This window comes from Halomicrobium urmianum (assembly GCF_020217425.1).
Taxonomy (GTDB): domain Archaea; phylum Halobacteriota; class Halobacteria; order Halobacteriales; family Haloarculaceae; genus Halomicrobium; species Halomicrobium urmianum.
In genome coordinates this window covers 2,636,170-2,656,400 of the sequence record NZ_CP084090.1, presented here as the reverse complement: position 1 = coordinate 2,656,400, position 20,231 = coordinate 2,636,170, and the positions used below count along the sequence as shown (strand labels likewise).

At 70.9% G+C, this 20,231-nt stretch carries 17 protein-coding genes and 1 pseudogene; 12 read left to right on the top strand and 6 right to left on the bottom strand.

The features are described 5' to 3' along the window. Nucleotides 1–26 precede the first annotated feature (26 nt). The 8 genes and pseudogenes from LCY71_RS21825 (at nucleotide 27) to LCY71_RS13125 (ending at nucleotide 8,546) form a co-directional block, all read left to right on the top strand. A pseudogene (locus tag LCY71_RS21825) lies at nucleotides 27–497 on the top strand (DUF7283 family protein). Continuing rightward, on the top strand, nucleotides 478–867 hold the full coding sequence (locus LCY71_RS13155; protein ID WP_225333603.1) for a DUF7285 family protein: 390 nt from the start codon (nucleotides 478–480) through the stop codon (nucleotides 865–867). Before LCY71_RS21825 ends, LCY71_RS13155 begins: the two are co-directional and overlap by 20 nt. After that, a complete protein-coding gene (locus LCY71_RS13150; protein WP_225333602.1) occupies nucleotides 864–1,739 on the top strand; it encodes a DUF7284 family protein in 876 nt (291 codons plus the stop codon). Before LCY71_RS13155 ends, LCY71_RS13150 begins: the two co-directional genes overlap by 4 nt. After that, complete coding sequence (locus LCY71_RS13145) at nucleotides 1,727–4,777, top strand: DUF7286 family protein (protein WP_225333601.1); 3,051 nt, start codon at nucleotides 1,727–1,729, stop codon at nucleotides 4,775–4,777. The genes LCY71_RS13150 and LCY71_RS13145 overlap by 13 nt, the downstream gene beginning before the upstream one ends. A gap of 21 nt (nucleotides 4,778–4,798) precedes the next feature. Next, nucleotides 4,799–5,224 carry a DUF5791 family protein gene (locus LCY71_RS13140; protein ID WP_225333600.1) on the top strand — a complete coding sequence of 142 codons (426 nt, stop codon included), beginning with the start codon at nucleotides 4,799–4,801 and terminating at the stop codon, nucleotides 5,222–5,224. Nucleotide 5,225: 1 nt separating this feature from the next. Beyond that, the gene (locus LCY71_RS13135; protein ID WP_225333599.1) at nucleotides 5,226–6,116 is read left to right on the top strand and encodes an SDR family oxidoreductase; all 891 of its coding nucleotides are present in this window, start codon (nucleotides 5,226–5,228) and stop codon (nucleotides 6,114–6,116) included. Between the two features lie 99 nt (nucleotides 6,117–6,215). Then, entirely contained in the window at nucleotides 6,216–7,400 is a 1,185-nt protein-coding gene (locus LCY71_RS13130; RefSeq protein ID WP_225333598.1) for a DHH family phosphoesterase, read from the top strand. Nucleotides 7,401–7,460: 60 nt separating this feature from the next. Further along, entirely contained in the window at nucleotides 7,461–8,546 is a 1,086-nt protein-coding gene (locus LCY71_RS13125; protein ID WP_225333597.1) for an aldo/keto reductase, read from the top strand. A gap of 27 nt (nucleotides 8,547–8,573) precedes the next feature. Here LCY71_RS13125 and LCY71_RS13120 read toward each other — a convergent pair whose 3' ends face one another. Then, entirely contained in the window at nucleotides 8,574–8,741 is a 168-nt protein-coding gene (locus tag LCY71_RS13120; protein ID WP_225333596.1) for an HVO_0758 family zinc finger protein, read from the bottom strand. 139 nt (nucleotides 8,742–8,880) lie between these two features. Here LCY71_RS13120 and LCY71_RS13115 point away from each other — a divergent pair, with 139 nt between their 5' ends. Beyond that, entirely contained in the window at nucleotides 8,881–9,972 is a 1,092-nt protein-coding gene (locus LCY71_RS13115) for a glycosyltransferase family protein (RefSeq protein WP_225333595.1), read from the top strand. Nucleotides 9,973–10,253: 281 nt separating this feature from the next. Here LCY71_RS13115 and LCY71_RS13110 read toward each other — a convergent pair whose 3' ends face one another. Then, on the bottom strand, nucleotides 10,254–11,627 hold the full coding sequence (locus tag LCY71_RS13110) for an FxLYD domain-containing protein (RefSeq protein WP_225333594.1): 1,374 nt from the start codon (nucleotides 11,625–11,627) through the stop codon (nucleotides 10,254–10,256). 312 nt (nucleotides 11,628–11,939) lie between these two features. Here LCY71_RS13110 and LCY71_RS13105 point away from each other — a divergent pair, with 312 nt between their 5' ends. Next, nucleotides 11,940–16,562, top strand: a complete 4,623-nt coding sequence (locus LCY71_RS13105; RefSeq protein WP_225333593.1) for an NEW3 domain-containing protein — start codon at nucleotides 11,940–11,942, stop codon at nucleotides 16,560–16,562. A 24-nt stretch (nucleotides 16,563–16,586) separates the two neighbouring features. Here LCY71_RS13105 and LCY71_RS13100 read toward each other — a convergent pair whose 3' ends face one another. Both LCY71_RS13100 and LCY71_RS13095 read right to left on the bottom strand, forming a co-directional pair. Then, nucleotides 16,587–17,114, bottom strand: a complete 528-nt coding sequence (locus LCY71_RS13100) for a hypothetical protein (RefSeq protein WP_225333592.1) — start codon at nucleotides 17,112–17,114, stop codon at nucleotides 16,587–16,589. Between the two features lie 322 nt (nucleotides 17,115–17,436). Further along, entirely contained in the window at nucleotides 17,437–17,634 is a 198-nt protein-coding gene (locus tag LCY71_RS13095) for a XapX domain-containing protein (RefSeq protein ID WP_225333591.1), read from the bottom strand. 138 nt (nucleotides 17,635–17,772) lie between these two features. Here LCY71_RS13095 and LCY71_RS13090 point away from each other — a divergent pair, with 138 nt between their 5' ends. Then, entirely contained in the window at nucleotides 17,773–18,006 is a 234-nt protein-coding gene (locus LCY71_RS13090; RefSeq protein WP_225333590.1) for a hypothetical protein, read from the top strand. Nucleotides 18,007–18,044: 38 nt separating this feature from the next. Continuing rightward, on the top strand, nucleotides 18,045–18,689 hold the full coding sequence (locus LCY71_RS13085; protein ID WP_225333589.1) for a phosphoribosyltransferase: 645 nt from the start codon (nucleotides 18,045–18,047) through the stop codon (nucleotides 18,687–18,689). Between the two features lie 37 nt (nucleotides 18,690–18,726). On the opposite strand, the gene LCY71_RS13080 is transcribed toward LCY71_RS13085, so the two are convergent. Together LCY71_RS13080 and LCY71_RS13075 are read right to left on the bottom strand one after the other, a co-directional pair. After that, the gene (locus LCY71_RS13080) at nucleotides 18,727–19,518 is read right to left on the bottom strand and encodes an inositol monophosphatase family protein (protein ID WP_225333588.1); all 792 of its coding nucleotides are present in this window, start codon (nucleotides 19,516–19,518) and stop codon (nucleotides 18,727–18,729) included. Between the two features lie 68 nt (nucleotides 19,519–19,586). After that, nucleotides 19,587–20,111, bottom strand: a complete 525-nt coding sequence (locus tag LCY71_RS13075; protein WP_225333587.1) for an HTH domain-containing protein — start codon at nucleotides 20,109–20,111, stop codon at nucleotides 19,587–19,589. Nucleotides 20,112–20,231 lie beyond the last annotated feature (120 nt).

Sequence of the window (20,231 nt, the reverse complement as noted above, 5' to 3'; positions counted from 1 at the left end):
AGTGCGATGACGGGACCAGGTCCGCCATGTTCGACGTGCCAGTCGACGCGTGGTACGTGTGGCTCGGCGTCGCGGCAGCGAGCGTCACCGCCCTGGGAACCGTCGCTGCGCTGCCGTCGGGGACGCCGCCGGACGCCGCCGCGGCGGCCGACGCAATCGATCGAGTGGCGGCCGGCCCGCCGGGGAGCAGCGGCGTCCGCGCCCTCCCCGACGCCAGCGAGTGACGTGTCGGTCCCCAGCAGATACAGCTGCGGGACGACGACGGACGGGCAGCGGCCGCGTTCGCCTACGGCCCAGTCACTCCCGTCCGCTCAGACGACCGGCTCGCAGCGGTGCTTGCGGGCGAGGGGCCGGCTGCGGTCTTCGAATCCCGGGACGCTTTCGGGGACGCGACGCGGACCGCCCGCGACGCCGAACCGGACTGGCGGCCGGCGCCCGACCGCGTCTCGATCCGACGGGTCTCGTGGAGGGAGATCGATGTCACGCTCGTCGGGTAGGGGGCAGACGGAGCCGCTGGCTGCGATCGTCGCCGTGGCGACCGTCGGGGTCGGACTGTCCCTATACGCGGGCGTCCTCGACGCGACGCTGCCGGGCGAGCGCGACCGGTCGACGGCGCCCGCGGCCCTCGAACGGGTCGACCACGAAATCGCGCCCGCGGGCGTGGCGCGCCCGGAACGAGTCCCGGGAAGCCACGAGGCGGGCCCGGCCGGGTATCGGACGAACGTCACGCTGGCCGTCGGGGGCCGGCGCTGGTCGAGCGGGCCGACCGTTCCACCGGACGCCGACGAGACCGAGGAGCGACTCGGCGTCCGCGTCTCGCCGGCGACGGTCGAACCGGGACGGCTCCGCGTGGCGGTGTGGCGATGAGGGCGATCAGTACCGTCGTCGACGCGACGGTCGCGCTGCTGCTGATCGGCGGCGCCGTCGCGACGCTGACGGCGGGGACGGGTGCGGTCGCGGAGCCATCCCCGAGGAACCACGCCGACGAGCAGGCGCGCGTCGTCGTGACGAACACGGCCGGGGCCGACTACGCGCTCACTCCCGAGCAGTCCGCCGAGGGCGTGGCCGTCGAGGTCGACGACGCGGCGCTCCGACGCACGGCACGCGGGACTCTCGCGTCGCTGCTCGCGCGGGCCGCCGTCGCGAACGCGACGGTCGACGGAGAGCGACTCCTCCCGGCGCGCCGGGGCTACGTGCGTGCCGCGACCGGCCTCGTCCGGAACCGGACGGGGGACCGCGACGCGCGCGCGGCGGTCCGAGCCGCCTGGGAGCCCTATCCCGGCGCGCCGCTGTCGGGGACCGTCCGGACCGGTCCGCGACCGCCGGCGGACGCGGACGTCGCGGCGGCCGCGCTGACGGCTCCGAGCGGCGTGCCGTCGGTCGAGACCGGGAACGGGCGAGCAGCGGACGCCGACGGATTCCGCGGCGTCGCCCGCGCCGTGGCGGACGCCGTCGTCAGCGGGCTCTTCTCGCCGGACGAGACGCGGCTGGCGCTCCGGGGCGACGCCCCCGCCGACGCGCTGACGGCGCGCCGCTACCGGCGAACGGCCCGACTGCTCGACGCCGAACCGCCGGGCGTGAGAGAGCGGAGCGTCGAGGAGATGAACGACCGCCTCGCTGCGGGGCTGACCGACCGGTTCGAGCGGGACCTGCGGGCGCGCTACGATTCACCGGAGGCGGCCGCCCGGGACGCCTCGACGGGGCGGGTCCGCATCGTCGTCAGGACGTGGTCAGCGTGATCGACGACGAGCGGGCGCGGGTGCCGTTCTCGCTCGTGGCGGCCCTCCTGCTCGTGTCCAGCGCTACGCTCGCGACTTCGATGGGCCCGCGGGAACCGCCCACCGAACCCGCCGTCGCGACGGGACTCGAACGGGCGGCGGCGGAGACGCAGACCGCAGTTCGGGCCGGCGCGCTGGCGGCGGGCGAGGCGGCGGCCCGGAATCCGGTGATCGACCCCGCGAACACCTCCGCCGGGCGCGTGCTCAGCGAGAGCGGAACGTTCCGGGACGCACTCAGGCTGCGTGTCTACCTCGCGGCGCGCGAGCGGCTCTCGCGGGTCGGCTACCGGCGGGACGGAGTGGGCGTGACCGCGTCGCTGCCGGCGACGCCGAACGCCTCCGCGCTGCGGGCCGCGAAGCGCCGAGTGCAGATCGAGCGGGCCGGCGAGAACGGGACGGCGATGCGGGTCCGCGTCGAGAACGTCACGCTGACCGCCAGACGCCACGGTCGCGCGGTCGCCCGGCGAGACGTGTCCCCGGAGATGGTCGTCGCGACGCCCGCGCTGGCGCTGCACGATCGGGTCGCCGCCTACCAGCGGCGGCTGGCGGCGCCGGTGACGGAGTCGGGCCTCTCACGGCAGATGACCGCACAGCTGTACGCCGTCGCCTGGGCGCGCGGGTACGCCCAGTACGGCGGCCTCGACGTGGAGAACGTCGTCTCGAACCGGCACGTCTCGGTCGCCACCAACGCCGCGCTGCTGGACCTCCAGCGCCGGACGATCGGGACCAGCGACGCGAACGGTCGGCGGACGCTGGCGATGGCAGTGGCCCGGACGGGCGCCCGCGACGCGCTCGCCGCGACGGGGACCGGTACGCAGGTCACCGATGCGATGCTCGACCCGCCCACCGAACCGCCGCCAGAGCGGATCAGCGGCCTCGATCCGCCGTCCGGGCCGGGACCGGAGACGGCGAAAACGGTCACCGTCGGGACGACAGCCGAGCGCGCGACGCTCGACCTGCTGGACGGCGGCGGCATCGAATCGGCGGTCGCGTCGGTGTACGCGGCCGACGCGCGCCTCGTCGCCCGGGTTGACGGCGACAGCGCACCGCGGCCGGCGCGACCCCAGCGGCCGGGGGAGAACTGGACCCTGGTCGACGTTGGCCGGGAAGTGAGTCGGTCGGCCACCGACGCGAGCCCCGGCCCGCCCGCGGCGCCAGACGGCTGGCATCGCCTCGACGCGTTCGGGCGGACGGTGGCGGTCGAGCGGACGCGGACACGGACCTGGCAGCGCGGCAACGAGACGCGGACGACGGCGACGAGCGCGAGCGGGCGGCACACCGTGTCGGTCGCAGTCGTCGGCCGGCACGCGACCGCGGACGGCGCGCCGCCGGGACCGATCACGACGGCCCACGAGCGCGGCGCCGGGCCGCTAGAGGGGCCGAACCTCGCGGACGTCCGCAGACGGGCAGTCGACAGGCTCGTCCAGACGCGGGGCGGCCGCGACGCCGTCGCGCGACGGGCGGCCCGCGGATCGCTCGACGGGGAGCCCGTCCGGATCGACGTCGAGCGACCCGCGGGGATCAGTGACTGGATCTACGAGGACCTGATCGGCCTCCGCGAGGCGATCCGGAACGTCTCGGTGACGGTCGAGCGGGGTCGCCTGGGGACGTTCGAGGCCGAGCCTGCACGCGAACTCGCCGAGCGGGTGCGAGAGCGGCGTTCGGCGCTCGTCGACGCGCCGGAACGCTACGACAGCGCGGCGGCGAAGGCCCGCGCTGCAGCACGGGCGCGCTACCTCGACCGCGTCGTGGAGCGCCTCGAAGAACGTGCAGCGGCGCGGGACGACCGGGCCGATGGATTCGCCTCGACGCTCACCGGGATGCGGGACGTCTCGGCGCGGGCGCTGGCGGCCGGGATGCGGGCGACGCGGCGGCCGCCCGCGACGCGCCAGCCTGCCGTCGACGGGCCAGGAGACGACGTTCGCCTCGGGGTGGACGCGGCGCCGTCGTACCTGACGCTGGCCGAACTGAACCACGAGCAGGTGTCGGCGATCGAGGGAAAGGGACATCCGCTGGTGGCGCGCAACCGCAACGCCTTCGCGCTCCCGTACGGCGAGGCATCGGGAGCGGTCGTCGACGCGGTCTTCGGCGGGAGTGAAGGTGTGCGGCTCTCGACCGCGGCGCGGACGCTGCGAGCGGCGAACGCGACGCTCGGTGAGAACGGCGGCGGTCCCAGAACCGATCTGGCGACGGCGGTCGCGGACGCGAACGCCCACGTCGAGCGCCGCCTTCGAGGTCGACTGGCCGCCAGCGGAGTGGGGGCCGGCCCTGCGGAACGCCGGGCCATCGTCGCCGGCGCGACGGCCGAGTGTGACTCCCTTCCGGCGCGAGCGCTGGCGCTGTCGAACGGGTCCGCGTCCGCGGCGATAGCTACGACGGCCGCCGCCGAGGGCGGGCTGAGCGACGCCGCGGCCGACCGACTCCGCCTGCGGCTGGAGGAGACGCGCCGCGAGGCGCTCCGCGAGAGCGCGGCCAGACCGCAGACGGCAGCGATCAACGAGACGCGTCGCGCGGTCCAGTCGGCGGCCGACGGGGCCGCGGAGCGGGTCGCCAACGAGACGGTCGACCGCGTCACCGGGCGGCTGGCCAACGAGTCGGTGGACAGGCTCCCGGCGGGCCTGCCCCTCGCTCCGCCCGCGTACCCGTGGGTGGCGACGACGAACCTCTGGCACGTCCAGGTGCGGGGCGAGTACGCGCGCTTCGGGATCCGCGCGGACCGCGGCCGTCCGACGACGCCGGGTGCCGACACGGTCTACGCTCGCGACGGCGACTCGGTCCGTCTGGACGTCGACGACGACGGCGATCGCGAGCGGCTGGGCCGGTCGACTCGTGTCCGCTTCGAGGCGTCGACGGCCGTCGCGGTCGTGGTGCCGCCCGGCCGCACCGGCGTCGGCGACGTCGACGGCGTCCGCGACGAGCGGTCCGCGGGGTGGCCGGACGCGGGCGGCGGGGCGTCGAACCGGTCGGCGAAATCGGCACGGAGAGACGGAGACTTATAGCCGGCCCCGCTATGGCCGGCCATGCTACGAGGCGAGTTCCCGGACGCGGGCGAGCGAACGCCCGAGTCCCTGCGGAAGGCCTACGAGTCGGAGCTGTCGTCCACCGTCGAGGCCGTCGGCGTCGACGCGGTCGTCGCCGAGACGGACCTCGACCGGGAGACCGTCGAGGCGCTGGCGGCGGGCGAGTCGCCGGAGGTGACCCTTGAGGAGGCGGCGGCGGTCCTCGCGCTGGACGAGGACCGGCCGCCGGCCGACGCCGTCGCGGCGGAGGCGCGCGACGTCCTGCTGATGGGGATGACGACCGCCGTTCTGGACGTCGAGACGCTCGGGTCGGCCATCGACGGGGAGATGAACCCCAAGGCGATCCAGCAGAAGATCGAGGGCCGGCACCCGATCACCCTCGCGGAGTACGCGCGGCTCCACCAGGCCATCGAGGAGCGCAAGTAGGATGCGCGTCGCCATCCTGGGCTGTGGCTACGTCGGCCTGGAGCTGTGCCGGCAGCTGACCGCGACCGGACACGACGTCGTCGGCGTCCGTCGCTCCGACGAGGGGCTCGCCGCCGTCGAGGGCGCCGGCGGCGATGCCGTGCAGGCGGACGTGACCGAACCGGACTCGCTGTCGGCGGTCCCGGACGCGGACGCCCTCGTGTTCGCGGCCAGCTCCGGCGGCCGCGGCGCCGAGGCGGCCCGTGGGGTGTACGTCGACGGGCTGGAGACGGTAATCGATCACTTCGCCCGCCGCGAGTCGCCACCGGACCGGCTCGTCTACACGTCGAGTACGGGCGTCTACGGCGATCACGGCGGCGACTGGGTCGACGAGTCGACGTCGCTCGATCCCACGACGGCGAAGACGCGCGTCCTCGCCGAAGCGGAGGCGACGGCGCTGACGGCCGACGACCGGGGTATCGACGGGACGGTCGCGCGATTCGCGGGCCTGTACGGCCCGGACCGATATCGGCTAGAGCGGTACCTCGGCGGGCCGGTGACGGAGGGCTACCTGAACATGGTCCACCGCGACGACGCGGCCGGGACCGTGGCCCACCTCCTGGAGGGGGACCTGGCGCGCGGTGAGGCCGTCCTCGTCGTCGACGACGAGCCGGTCGACAAGTGGGCCTTCGCCGACTGGCTGGCCGCACAGTGCGGCGAGCCGGCACCACCGAAGCGGACGACGGCCGAGCGGCTGGCGGACGACGACCTCTCCGAGACGGCGAAGCGCCGGATACGGACGAGCAAGCGCTGCTCGAACGACTACCTGCGCGAACTGGGCTACGAGTTCCGCTATCCGACGTATCGCGAAGGCTATCTGGAAGCGATCGAGGCGCATCTGGATAGAACGTAGTTCTCATCCCGCGTACCGTTATTTTTCGCCCTCCATCGGCGTGTTACCGCGCGATTCGTGGGGAACCTTCTTATCCGATGGCGGTGAAAGGCCCCGCGTATGCCGCTTTGGGCCCAGGGTGGCGTCGAGGGCGTCCCCGACGCGGTGACAGCCGTGCTCGAGGAGTCCCCGCTGCTCGTCGCGGCCGTCGTCGTCGGTGCGATCGTCCTCCTGCTCGGGCTGTGGTGGACGGTCGATCGGCTGCGGACGCCACCCGCCAGACGGCTGGAACAGGTGCTGCAGTCCAGGGACGCGGTCGCGGTGCTGATGCACCCGAACCCGGACCCGGACGCGATGTCGTCGGCGCTGGCCGTCGGCGAAATGGCCCAGCGGGCCGGTACCGACGCGACCCTCCAGTACCCCGGGCAGATCCGCCATCAGGAGAACCGCGCCTTCCAGACGGTGCTCGATCTGGACTTCGACCGGATCGAATCCGTGGAGGAACTCGCGAGCGATGACGTCGTGCTCGTCGATCACAACGAGCCCCGCGGGTTCCCCGGCGCGGAGGGAATCGACCCCGTCGCCGTCGTCGACCACCACCCCGGCAGCGGCGAGGGCGACGATTTCACCGACGTCCGTACCGACTACGGGGCCTGCGCGACCATCTTCGCGGAGTACTTCGACTCGCTGGGCTGGGAGTTCGCCGATCCCGACGTCGAGACGGACGGCGGCGAGGGAGCGGGCGAATCGGTCGCTCCCAGCGTCGCCACCGGACTGCTGTACGGGATCCAGTCGGACACCAAACAGCTCACCAAGGGCTGCACGGCCGCGGAGTTCCGCGCCGCGGAGTACCTCTACGACGGCATCGACGAGGACACGCTCGACCGGATCGCCAACCCGCAGGTCGACGAGGAGGTCTTAGACGTCAAGGCCCGCGCGATCACTCGCCGCGAGGTCCGCAACGCGTTCGCCGTCAGCGACGTCGGCGAGGTGTCGAACGCGGACGCCATCCCGCAGGCCGCCGACGAGCTGACGCGCCTGGAGGGCGTGACGGCGGTCGTCGTCCTCGGCGAGCGCGAGGGGCAGCTCCACCTCTCCGGCCGGTCCCGGGACGACCGTGTCCACATGGGCAAGGCGCTGGAGGCGGCCGTCGAGGACATCCCGATGGCCTCGGCCGGCGGCCACGCCCGGATGGGCGGCGGGCAGGTGTCCATCGAACACATGGAGGGAATCGGCCCCAGCGAGGGCGTCCCGCGCGAGGAGTTCAAGCGCCGCCTGTTCGACGCGATGACGGGCGACGTGTGACCCGACGACGGAGACGCGCGATCTGACGCCTTTTTTGACCCGCGCCGCGTAGCCGGACCCATGGCAACCCAGTCGGCGACGTGGGCGTACCGCGACGACCACGAGGAGTTCGCCCGCACCTACTTCCGGCGGTTCGCGGACTGCGTCGTCTCCAGCGTCGGCGTCGGCACGTACCTCGGCGACCCGACCGACGAACAGGACGACCGATATCACGAGGCGATCGTCGAGGCGCTGGAGTCGGGGAGCAACGTCGTCGACACGGCGATCAACTACCGCCACCAGCGCTCCGAGCGGGTCGTCGGCGACGCCGTCGAGGCCGCCGACGTGGACCGCGAGGCCGTCCTCGTCGCCACGAAGGGCGGGTTCGTCCCCTTCGACGGCGAGCGACCGGACGATCCGGGACAGTACGTGCTGGAGGAGTACGTCGAACCCGGAATCGTCGACCGCGAGGACCTGGCGCGCGGGCAGCACTGCATCGCGCCGGACTTCCTCGACGACCAACTCGACCGGTCGCTGGAGAACCTCGGACTCGACGCGATCGACCTGTACTACGTCCACAACCCGGAGACGCAACTCGCGGACCGCTCCCGCGAGGCGGTGTACGACCGGCTGGAGGACGCGTTCGTCAGGCTAGAGGAGCGCGTGGCGGCGGGCGACCTGCGCCACTACGGCGTCGCGACGTGGGAGGCCTTCCGCGTACCGAAGGGCCACGACAGCTACCTCTCGCTGCCCGAGGTGGTCAGCCGGGCGCGCGCCGCCTCGGATCGGGCCGACACGGAGGCTACGAGCTTCCGGGCCGTCCAGCTCCCGTTCAACGTGCAGATGGCCGACGCCTTCACCGTCGAGGCCCACGAGGGGCCCGACGGTCCGCAGTCGGCGCTGTGGTTCGCCCACGAGGCCGGACTGGACGTGTTCACGAGCGCCTCGATGCTCCAGGGTCGGCTCGCAGAGGGCCTCCCAGACGAAGTGGCGGCCCGGCTGGACGGGGAGACCAGCGCCCAGCGGGCGATCAACTTCGCGCGGTCGGCACCGGGCGTGACGTCCTCGCTCGTCGGCATGGGCTCGCCGGAGCACGTCGCGGAAAACGTCGCTGCCGGGACGTACGAGCCGCTGGGCGCCAGCGCCTTCGACGCGGTCTTCGAATAATCGGGCCGCCTGCGGGACCGCGGCGAGCTAGATCTCCTGCCACTCGCTGTCGCACTCCGGACAGGCCCGGACCTTCCCCACCTCGTCGGGGTCGTTCTGGGTCGCCAGTTCCTCGCCGCAGTCGACGCATGTCAGTCGGCCGTAGTTGTCCTTCTCCAGGTCCCCCGATCGTAGCCCCTTGCGTACAGACTCCATGGACGGTGGTCCGTGCCCGAACGGAAAAAAGCTCGCGGCCGCGGACCGACGACCCGGAGACGGCGACCGGCACCTGCCGACGGACCGCCGCCGAGCGCAGACGGCAGCGTTTTCCCGGTCGACGCCAACTCGGAGCCAGATGGAGTACGTCCAGGAGCGGATCGCGACGCTCCACGACTACGGCGGAGCCGACCCGCCGGCACCGACCGATCGCGCGGCGGTGGTCGTCCCGATGACCGCGCGGGACCACGCGACCCTGGCCGCCGAGCGGGTCCTCTCGACGCTGGCGGCGGTCGACCCGGCTGACGTGTACGTGGCGCTGCGGGCCGGCGAGGACCGCGTCGGCGACGTCGCCGCGTGGATCGACGACTTCGACGTCGACGCGACCCTCCTGTGGTGTAACGCCCCCGCCGTGGAGGACCACCTCGCGGAGGCCGGGCTGGACGGCGCGGCCGGCAAGGGCCGGGACGTGTGGCTCGCGCTGGGGCTGGCCGCGCGCCGGGAGTTCGTCGCCGTCCACGACGCCGACGCGACAACGTACTCGGCCAGCCACGTCCCGCGGCTGCTGTACCCACTCTCCGAGGGGTACGGGTTCGCCAAGGGCTACTACGCCCGCGTCGAGAACGACCGCCTCTACGGCCGCCTGTTCCGACTCTTCGTCCGACCGCTGCTGCGCGCGCTGGACGGGCTGGTCGACGACCCCGTGGTCGACTACCTGCTCGCCTTCCGCTACGCGCTGTCGGGGGAGTTCGCGGCGACGAGCGACGTCGTCCGGTCCCTGCGCGCCCAGCCGGGGTGGGGTCTGGAGGTCGGCACGCTCGGCGACGCGTACGACGCCGTCGGCTTCGACGGCAGCGCTCAGGTCGACCTCGGCACCCACGAGCACGACCACCGCGCCGTCGCGGGGCCGTCGGGGCTGGGCGACATGTGCGACGAGGTCGGACAGGCGCTCGTCCGCGTCCTCGAAGATCGCGACGTCGCCGTCGACTACGACGCCCTCGGCGAGCGCTACCGCCGCGAGGCCGAGCGGGCCATCGACCGCTACGCCGTCGACGCCGGTTTCAACGGGCTCGACTACGACCGCGGCGACGAGCGCGCGCAGGTCGACGAGTACGCCGGGTCCGTCCGCCGGCCCGGAGACGACGACTGGCTCCCCGCCTGGCGGGACTGCGACCTCGATCCGGAAGCGATCCTCGAACGATCGAACGAGGCACTGGAGTACCGCGCGTGAACCTCGCACCCCACGCCCCTCGGGCCCCGTCGATTAGAGCGTGAACACGGGGTCCAGAACCCGGGCGTGGTGGAGAACCAGACCAGTCAACGGATCGAATAGATCACCGACGATACCGTCTACGTCGGCCGTAATCGACTGAGGTGGACCATCAGTTGCGAACGGCGACACGTGCTCTGCGGCACTGCCTGGGATCGACGCGGGGGGTGAGTTCCCGTACGGATTCGAGTAACCGCGGAGAAACAGTAATGTCGAGGTGAAGTGTCTCGACGGCCCGCTGCTCAGACGGCTGTATCAGTCACCCAGACGTCGAAGTCGACGGCTTCCCCCGCTCGATCGGTGAGCCACGTCGTCTCGAAGGTCCACGTTTCCCCGGCGGGTACGTCAGTGACGTTCGTGTATTCGTCCCCGAGAAGGACGCCGTCGGCGTCGTAAACCTTGCCGGTCGCTTCGATGTACGACACGTCCGCTCCGCGCTCGTTCACGACCTCGCCACGTATCACGACCTCGCCGTCGCCGACGTTCATCTCGCTCCCCCGGAGGGTCAGTCCGTCGGGGTTCATCGGCGGCGTCTCGGCGTCGTACTCGCCGTCGAACTGGTAGCTATCGACGTCGCCGGGGTTCGTGCCGAGGTAGGGTACGCGCGCGGCCCACGCTTCTCCGGCTCCGAGCGACTGGAGAAACGCGCTGTCGTTGTCCATGTAGTCGCCGCTGGCGTCGTACCAGTCGGCGGTGAGCTCGATCGTCCCCGACGGTGCGGCGCCCGTGTTCTCGACGGTCGCCGCGACGTAGACCTCGTCGCCGAACTCGCCTTCCTCGACGACCAGCTCGTGGTCGACGATCTCCACGACTGCGTCACCGTCCGCCCCCGACGCTGATCTCTCGCCGTCCTCGGAGGCCGCGTCCGGTTCCGCCGGCTGCTGGAACTCGACCAGGAGCTGTTTGCTCGCGTCGTCGAGGGCGTTCCAGCTGACCGTCCCCTCCTCGACGATCCGTTCGGGAGCGACCGCGTCGTCGTCCAGCACCAGCCCAGCGGTCAGGGCGGGCGGTCGGCGATTGCCGTCTCCCGTCTCACCGAGGTCCGGTTCCCCTCCACCGACGACGATTCGCATCGCCATGCCGAACAGTTCGTGCGCCGTGCACCGAAGGTCGTACACGCCCGGTTCGTCGAAGCGATACAGCCAGACCGCATCAGTCCCGAGCACTGACGAGGAAAACGGCGATGCGTTTTCCGGGATCCGACGCTGTCGTCCGCGCTGCGGGTGATACGCCGTCACCGTGTGGCCGGGTGACGTCGGCGTGAACTGCACGATATCCCCCGACTCGATTGCCAACCCGACCGGTTCGAAGAAGGACTCGGGGACAGTGGCGGCCTCACCGCCGCCCCGTTCGCGCGGTCGCGTCACCAACTCGACCTCGTGATCCGGCCGCAGGCCGTCCGGTATCTCGATTGCCTCGCCGGTCGAGATGCCGGTGTAGCCGAGCGTCGAGTGGATACAATCGGAACGAGGGCACTCCTCTCCCTGCGACGTCTGTCCAGCCTGTGTAGCAGCGGCGCTCGCTGTTCGGGTCGCCTGACGGCCAGTGAGGCCTGCCAGTCCTGCCACGACACTGGACTGCAGGATCCGACGACGGCTTACGGTATCATCTCCCATGGCAAGATACCGAATTGACACGTAGTCAAGGCACTGGATCACCAGAGTAGTGGGGAGGATACCGGAGGTAGATCGACACGTATCCCTGCCGGTTGTGTCGAGTGACTGGACATCGACCGAGACGCTCCGTCGTGGGTAGCTGCTCTATCTCTTCCGGCGCGCGCCGGTAGCGACGCCCGGTGCGAATCGTACCACAGTGATACGGCGCAGGATCCCATCCTCAAAGGAGAGTGGCTGATACTCCCAGCTATGTTTGCGAATACTTACCATTTAATCACAGGAGCTATTGCAAATGCAACAGTCTAGATGGGTATGAACGGAGAGGTTACTCGGGCCGGCCTCGCGGTCGCGATGGCGGTGTTACTGGCCACCGCCCCGGTCGCGGGCGCGGTTTCGGCGGGTCAGGTAGCGGGTGGAGCGACGGTCGCCGACGCCGAACAGACCGGTGGGACAGCACCGAGCGTCAGTGCGGCGTCGGTCGACGGGCGCATCGTCGACTTCCGACAGCAATCGGGCGAGTTCACTGCGGGAGAATCGGTCGCGGCGACGGCGACGGTCGAGAACACGGGCACGACGACTCACACGTTCTTCGTCGGCTACGCGGCCGTGGACCCAGACGGGACCTACCGCGAGAACGACGGGACGACCGGGCGGACAGTGACGCTGGCGCCCGGCGAGCGGACGACCGTTTCGCTGGAGTGGGCGGTCGAGAGCGACGCGCCTGCGGGCTACTACGACGGGTACGCGGCGCTGTGGAAAGAGAGCGACCGCGACGACCTGCGGACCCGCCTCGACGACGCGCGCCGATCCGACGGATTCCGCGTGGCAGAGGAGACGATCGACGCGCAGATCGGCGGAGTCGACGTCGACGCCGGGGAGTTCGACGACGGCGAGACGGTCGACGCGACGGCGACGGTCGAGAACACGGGCAACGTCGACCACACGTACTTCGTGGGCTACTCCGTGGTCGGGCCGGACGGCGAGCTGTACGACAACGACGAGACGACCGGGAAGACGGTGACGCTGGCGCCGGGCGAGCGGCGCACGGTGTCGCTCTCGTGGACTGTCGAGAGCGACGCGCCGGCGGGCGAGTACGACGGGTTCGTCGCGGTGTGGGAGGAGAGCGACCGCGACGACCTCCGGACGCGCCTCGACAGTGCGCGACGGTCCGACGCCTTCGGCGTCGCGGAGCCGACGGAGGTCGACGCGCGGCTCGTCGGATTCGACGTCGATTCCGGAGAGCATCGAGCCGGCGAGACGGTCGACGCGACGGCGACGGTCGAGAACACGGGCAACGTCGACCACACGTACTTCGTGGGCTACTCCGTGGTCGGGCCGGACGGCGAGCTGTACGACAACGACGCCTCGACGGGTCGGACCGTGACGCTGGCGCCGGGCGAGCGGCACACGGTGTCGCTTGAGTGGGACGTCGAGAGCGACGCGCCTGCGGGCGAGTATGACGGGTACGCGGCGGTCTGGAAGGAGAGCGACCGTGACAACTTGCGGACGCGACTGGACGCCGCGCGCCGGTCCGACGCCTTCGGCGTCGCGGAGCCGCCGGAGGTCGACGCCGAGATCGTCGACGCGAGCGTGGGGGGCGGGGAGTTCACGCCCGGCGAGACGGTCGACGCGACGGCGACGGTCGAGAACACGGGCAACGTCGACCACACGTACTTCGTGGGCTACTCCGTGGTCGGGCCGGACGGCGAGCTGTACGACAACGACGAGACGACCGGGAAGACGGTGACGCTGGCGCCGGGCGAGCAGCGCGTTGTGGACCTCGAGTTGACGGTCGAGGACGGCGCGCCGACGGGATCGTACGGCGTCAGGCTGAGCGCGTGGCAGGAGAGCGACCGCGACGACCTCCGGACGCGGCTGGACGACGTCAGCGGCAGCGACGTGTTCGAGGTCGTCGACGACGCGGGCGCCCGGATCGTCGACTTCGATGTCGAACGCGGCGAGTTCGCCGCGGGCGAATCGGTCGACGCCAGGGCCGTCGTCGAGAACACCGGGGCGTCCCACCACACCTTCTTCGTGGGCTACTCGGCGATCGGACCGGACGGTGAGGAGTACGACGGCGACGCCTCGACGGGTCGGACAGTGACGCTGGCACCGGGCGAGCGGCGGACCGTCTCCCTGTCGTGGCGGGTCGAGGACGACGCGCCGGGCGGGGAGTACGACGGGTACGCGGCGGTCTGGAAAGAGAGCGATCGCGACGACCTCCGGACGCGGTTGGACGACGAACGCCGACGGGGAGCTTTCGAGGTGCTGGGTCCCGGTGACGTGGACGCCCGGATCGCCGCCGTCGAGAGCCGGTCGGAGACCTACGCCGCGGGCGATACCGCAGTCGTGGACGTCAGGGTCGACAACGACGGCCCGATCGAACACACGTTCCTCGTCCGGAGTGCGTTCGACGGACCGGACGGCGGTCCTCTGGACGAGACGGAGCGGACCGTCACCGTCGGCCCGGGTGAAACTGACGTCCTTCGGTTCGAGACCGACTTGCCCGTGGACGCTCCAGTGGGCGCCTACGCTCACGAGGCGATCGTCTTCGCGAACCGGACCAGTGACCGGGCGCTCGACGCTGAACGCGCCGAGCCGATCTTCCGCGTCGGCGACGGCGGGGCCGAGCTGACCGGGGTAGCGAGTTCGAATCCCGAGTACGAGCCCGGTGACCAGGTGCTCCTCGAGGCGACCGTCGAGAACCGCGGCGCGACCGAGGAGACCTACGAGGTACGCTACCGGATCGAGCACGGGGACGGCCCCGGAACGACGGTCACGCGCGGCGATCGACTCACGCTGGCACCGGGCGAGAGCGGCACGGCCGAGGTCTCCTGGACGACCGAGGCACGCGATCCGAACCCGGTCGAGCCGGGCGCGTACGACGTCGCAGTCGAGGTCGTCGACTCGGACGTCGGGGAGAGCGTCGCGACCGCCCGGCGGAGCGGACTCTTCGAGGTCAGGGAGCCCGAGGAGCAGATCGGCGTCCGTCACTTCGACGTCGCGGACGGGGCCCACGAACCCCTCGACGACCTCCCGGCGACGACGCGGGTCACCTCCCGCGACGACGAGAAGCGGTACGTGCGGCTCGTCTACGAGGTCCGGACCGAGGACGGGTGGCAGACCCTGGACGAGCAGACCACGGACGTACTCGCGGAGGCGACGACCACCGTCGAGCGTGACCTGCCCGTCCCCGAGTACCTGAACGCCGGCAGCTACGACCTGCGGGTCACTGTCCGGGGGGCCGACACCGAGAAGTACCTCTACGCCCGCTCGGTCATCGAGGACGCGCTGACCGTCGAGACCGGCGACGCGCTGGTCGTCGAGGCCACCGACGCCAGCGGAGAACCAGTCCCGGGGACCGTCGTCGGCATCAACGCCGACGGCGGGCGGTCGAAGGTCGCCGGGCAGGACGGTACCGTGCGGTTTGCGGGCCTCTCCAGCGGAACCTACTCCGTGACGGTCTATCCGGGGACCGAGGCCCGCGTCTCGCGCGTCGTCGAATACGACGCCGCAGCGACCGAGGAGGTCTCGATCACGGTCGGTGACGCCGCCTCCGTCTCAGGGAAAGTGACGCTGTTCGACGGGACGGTCCTCCGGGACGTCACCGTCGAGATCGACGGCCACACGGCCCGGACCGACGACGACGGCGAGTTCGCCTTCGACGAGGAGCTGGCGACCGGCTCGACGACGGCGGTCGTCCGCGCCAGCGGCGACACGCTCGGCCGCTACCCGATCATCGTCGAGGAGGGCGTCGACAGCTACCACGTCCGGATCGAGAACGACGAGCCCGTGCAGGACCCCTCGTCGTTCGCCCTGGGCGCGCTCTGCGGCCTCGGGTGCTGGCCCGAGGGCGTCGACGACAAGTCCGAGTACACCGCCGGCTGGATCGCCTCCGGATTCGTCGCGGCCGGCGACGTCCGCGACTTCCTCGTCGCGCTCGACACCGGCCAGGGCGGCGAGGCGGCCCTGGCCGCGTTCGGCATCATCCCCCTGGCCGGCGACGTCGGCTCCGCGATGCCCAAGATATCGAAGCTGCGACGCGCCGGGAGCCTCGGCGAGCGCCTCCAGTTGCAGCGGATCCTGGGTCGGATCGACCAGTTCCGGGGCAACCGCGTCCGGGCTGTCAACCGGCTCTACGACGGGACGCCGGGTACGTACCTCGACGAGACGCTCGGACTCAGCACGGAGGCGATCGAGCGGCTCATGAAAAACGAGCGCAACGTCGGGCGGATCGCGGACTCGGCGCGGACCCTGCTCGACGAATACGGCCTCTCCCGTGAGACGGTCCGCCAGTACGTCAAATCCGGGCGCGACCCCGAGGACCTCCAGGACGCGGCGGAGTCGCTCAGATACGCCGACGAGTCCGCCGACGTCTCCCGGCGTGTCGACGGCGCAAAGCTGGACGACGTCGAGAACGCCGGCGACCTGGCGGAGGTGACCGCCAGCAAGCGGCTCGCGAAGGCAGAGAACGCGCGCGTCGCGAAGAGCTTCAACCAGTTAGAAGACCTGGAAGACGGTACGTACGTCCTGCAGGGATTCGAGTCCAGCGCCGTGCAGTCGGGCGACGTCGACGCGATGGTCGTCGCCAAGCAGGGCGACACCGTGACCGTCGAACGGATCTACGAGGTCTACAGCGGCGGGAACCCGGGGACGGCCGTCTCCAAGACGTCCCAGCTCAGCCAGCGGCTGGGCGACGTGACGGGCCGGACCGACGAGTTCGCCGAGGGGACGGACCTCACGGTCGAAGCGAGCGACGACGTCACGGGGTCGATGTACGTGCCCGATGCGACGGCGACGAAGACCTACGAGCGCGCGGCCAACGAGGGCGACTCGGCCCGCGAAGCCATCCAGCGGAAGGGCTACGACGTCGAGACCTTCGACCGGACGAGCGACCAGTTCAAGCAGGACTTCGACGCCGTCTCGAACGGGTGACGCCGACCGTCGCGGGGCCCCCGTTCAGGACGCGTACCCGATCATCTTCAACAGCAGCTCCTCGGTCATCGCCTCGTGGTATCGGTCCGTCCCGAACGTCTGGACGGTCAGCAGCACCTCGTCCGTGCGGTACAGCGCGGTGACGCCGTAGGTGCCGCTGTCGGAGCGGAACGTCACGACCGTAATCTCCGTCCCCGACGACGGCGTCGTGCGACGGACAGACGCGTTCAGCTCGGCGGACGGGTTAGCCCTCCGCTGCAGCCCCGCCTGCGCATCGTCCACCGTCTCGTAGCGCCGGGCACTGGACGTCACGAGGAGCGGGCCGTCCACTGACTCGTTCTGCTGGAACGTCCGCCGGTGCCACTCACTCACGGATCGGTCGACCACGTCATCGGAGCGGTTCTCTCCCGTCCGGTGGAGTTCCCCCATGAGGACGTAGCCGGCGGAGATGTCGCCCCGATCGAGCAACACCGCCGCGACGTCTCGCTCCGGCGTTTCTCCTGCCCCGGTCGCGGTGGCCGTTGCAGTCTCGGCCGTTCCACCGTCCTGCACGGTGGTCTCTGTCTCGGCTTCTATCGGACTGGCCGTGGGCGTTTCCGCTCCGGACGGACCGCTCTGGCTACCGAAAATTCCACTGCACCCACTCAAAAGCAACATCGTAGCGACGCAGACTGCTAGGGCCGTTCGCATGGTATGATGCTGGACACCCGTCGCTAAATAATCTTAACTGGAAATCAGATGGCGATAACGGAAATAATCGGGGTCGGCTCGGTGGCAGTCCGGGCCGGACCGCAGTCGTCCGTGTGTATCAGCACGCACTCCTCGCAGGTACCTCTTGCTCCCAGTCCCGTCGTTGGTGCGAGAGCGGCTCTCATCACACGAGCCGGTTCAGCGCGTCCAGCAGGCTGACGCTGACGTCGGCCCACTCGACGAGCTTGTACCCGAGGTAAATGCCGACGATGCCGAGCACGCCGGGGAGGTTGGGCGGCGCCGGAATGGGTACTTCGAGAAACCGGAACAGCGAACCGGCGAACAGGCCGGTCACCGTCGCGAGGAACAGCTTCGCTACCACGGCGGGCGTACGCTGTCGAGGAGGAAAAGGGACGCGTCACCCGACGGGAAGACGGCCGAGCCGTCGGACCCCGTCCGGAGACGACGGCGGCGACGGCCGTTCGAGAACCCGTTCTGGGCGTCCGTCGGGACGGGCGGGGTGGTCTCCTGCCTCACCATCGCCATCTCCTCGGACCGGGCCCAGATCTCGATGGAGACCAGCCTGCTGCTGGACCTGACGTTCCTGCTCCCGCTGGTCTCCGGGATGATCACCTACGCCGGCCTGGGGACGTGCGGGAGGGACACGTGTTCGCTCTCAACTGCCGATACTACCGGCTCCGCCCGCCGACGTAGCGGTCCGGCCGCCTTCAGGAATCTCGCGAGAATCTGGTAACTACGCCGTTGTACGTCCGGGACGTACGGACTGAGACGATGCCATTTAGCAACCGAACGGACGCGGGCCGGCAACTCGCGGCGCTGCTCGACCGGGAGGACGTGCACGCGGACGTGGTCCTCGGAATCCCGCGCGGCGGGCTCCCGGTCGCGCGGCCGGTCGCGGACAGGCTCGACGCGCCGCTGGACATCGTCGTCGCGTCCAAGATCGGTGCGCCGCGGAACCCGGAACTGGCCATCGGCGCGGCGGCCGCCGACGGCAGCGCCTGGCTCAACCACGACCTGATCGAGCGCCTCGGGGTCGCTCGGAACTACGTCGAGCGCCAGCGCCGGCGGGAGACGCGGGCGGCCGCTGGGAAAGCACAGCACTACCGGGGCGAACGAGCGCCGCCCGCGCTCGCGGGGCAGCACGTGGTCGTCGTCGACGACGGGATCGCCACGGGCGCGACGGCGCGAGCGTGTCTCCGACAGGTCCGCGCGGCCGGCGCGGCGCGCGTCGTGCTCGCGGTGCCGGTCGGATCGCCGACGACGGTCGAGGAACTCCAGGCAGAGGGCCAGGAGGTGATCGCCGTCGAGACGCCGCCGCACTTCAGGGCCGTCGGGCAGTTCTACCGGGAGTTCGGCCAGGTCAGCGACGCCGAGGCGATGACGTACCTCGACGGCGTCCGGCGCGGGCGGGCCTGACTGTCGGATCGCGGCCCGGTCCACCGCTCCGGTCGCGTCAGTACGCCTCCAGCGCCGGGCCGATGCAGTCGAGGACCTCGTCGTGGACTTCGCCGTTCGTCGCGACGATGCCCTCGCAGCCGGGCTCCCAGGGATCGCCGTGGATGTCCGTCACCGTACCGCCGGCCCGTTCGATCATGTGGACGCCGGCGACGGTGTCCCACGCGCTCGGGTTCGATAGGGCGGAGACCGCGGCGTCGAGCGATCCGGCGGCGACGAACGCCAGCGTGATCTGGGCGCAGCCCAGCCGCCGGAGGTCGCCGAACTCGACGAGCACCGAGGTGAGCAGCGAGCCGAACGCCTCCTCGCGGCCGGGCCCGTACCGGAGGATCGGCGCGACGGAGAACGCCTCGAGGTCGGTCGTGTCGCTGGTCGAGATCGCTTCGTCGTCCCGCCTGACGGTGGACTCGTCCGCGTAGAAGACGTGATCCAGCGCGGGGGCGACCGAGACGCCGGCCGTGAGGGTCCCGTCTCGCACGAGTCCGACGGAGGTGGTCCACAGGGGAATCTCGTGGACGAAGTTGGTCGTGCCGTCGATCGGGTCGATTATCCAGGCGTTCCCGTCCTCCGGGACGGTCTTCAGTTCGTCCTCCTCTTCGCCGACGATCGTCGCGTCCGGGTACGACGAGCGGATCACCTCGACGACTTCCCGCTGGGCCTCGACGTCGCCCTCGGAGACGTAGTCCGTCTTCGAGTCCTTCGTCTCGACGGTCAGCGCCGACCGGTAGTGGTCCATCGCGACGGCGGCGCCCGCCTGTGCCGCCTCCAGGACGGTCTCGCTTCTCGACATCTGTCTCGTCAGAGACGGGGCCGACCAATTAGTGTTGGGAACGTAAGGTGAGTGGCGACGACGACCGGCTACTCCTCGACGAGGGGCGCTTCCGCGACGGCGACGTCGACGACGAGTTCGTCGGCGGTCTCGTTGATCACTTCGAGTTCGCCGGCGATGACGAGGTTCGAGTTCGGCGTGGGACCGATCGCGACCGGGTCGCCGACCTCGAGGCCCTCGGCGGACTGCTGGAGGTGGACGTGAGCGGTACACGTCTCGGGGTGCTGAACGTTCGTGAAGTCGATCTCGTCGACGGTGACGTCGATCCGGTCGTAGCTCCCCGAGAGCGTGACGGTCGCGCGGTCGTCGAGGCGGTCGCGGTCGAGGACGGCGAAGGCGTTCTCGGTGGGGCGGTAGCCACCGGCCGGGCCCGGAACTCCCTCGACCAGTTGCAGGGTCTTCAGGCTCTGCATCTGGTTGCGGATCGAACCGGCGTCGCGGTCGATCGTCTCCGCGATGCGCTGGGCCTTGACGGGCTCGTCGGTCTGCTGGAAGTCGTTCACGAGGGCGGTGAGTATCCGGCGTTGACTCTCGGACAGCTCTGCGTGACTCATTTGATTAGACTCACCGCCCTGAGTCCGATAAGCGTTTGTTTGTCGTCCCGCCGCGACCGATCGATTGATGGTACCTGAACGGCCCTCGGAGTCGCCGGCATCGCGACTGGATGCGCCCGA

Excerpts from the sequence above, each read along its gene's own strand:
- LCY71_RS13155 (WP_225333603.1), top strand. The coding sequence starts at position 478 with ATGTCACGCTCGTCGGGTAGGGGGCAGACGGAGCCGCTGGCTGCGATC.
- LCY71_RS13150 (WP_225333602.1), top strand. The coding sequence starts at position 864 with ATGAGGGCGATCAGTACCGTCGTCGACGCGACGGTCGCGCTGCTGCTG.
- LCY71_RS13140 (WP_225333600.1), top strand. The coding sequence starts at position 4,799 with ATGCTACGAGGCGAGTTCCCGGACGCGGGCGAGCGAACGCCCGAGTCC.
- LCY71_RS13135 (WP_225333599.1), top strand. The coding sequence starts at position 5,226 with ATGCGCGTCGCCATCCTGGGCTGTGGCTACGTCGGCCTGGAGCTGTGC.
- LCY71_RS13130 (WP_225333598.1), top strand. The coding sequence starts at position 6,216 with ATGCCGCTTTGGGCCCAGGGTGGCGTCGAGGGCGTCCCCGACGCGGTG.
- LCY71_RS13125 (WP_225333597.1), top strand. The coding sequence starts at position 7,461 with ATGGCAACCCAGTCGGCGACGTGGGCGTACCGCGACGACCACGAGGAG.
- LCY71_RS13120 (WP_225333596.1), bottom strand. The coding sequence starts at position 8,741 with ATGGAGTCTGTACGCAAGGGGCTACGATCGGGGGACCTGGAGAAGGAC.
- LCY71_RS13115 (WP_225333595.1), top strand. The coding sequence starts at position 8,881 with ATGGAGTACGTCCAGGAGCGGATCGCGACGCTCCACGACTACGGCGGA.
- LCY71_RS13110 (WP_225333594.1), bottom strand. The coding sequence starts at position 11,627 with ATGGGAGATGATACCGTAAGCCGTCGTCGGATCCTGCAGTCCAGTGTC.
- LCY71_RS13105 (WP_225333593.1), top strand. The coding sequence starts at position 11,940 with ATGAACGGAGAGGTTACTCGGGCCGGCCTCGCGGTCGCGATGGCGGTG.
- LCY71_RS13085 (WP_225333589.1), top strand. The coding sequence starts at position 18,045 with ATGCCATTTAGCAACCGAACGGACGCGGGCCGGCAACTCGCGGCGCTG.
- LCY71_RS13080 (WP_225333588.1), bottom strand. The coding sequence starts at position 19,518 with ATGTCGAGAAGCGAGACCGTCCTGGAGGCGGCACAGGCGGGCGCCGCC.
- LCY71_RS13075 (WP_225333587.1), bottom strand. The coding sequence starts at position 20,111 with ATGAGTCACGCAGAGCTGTCCGAGAGTCAACGCCGGATACTCACCGCC.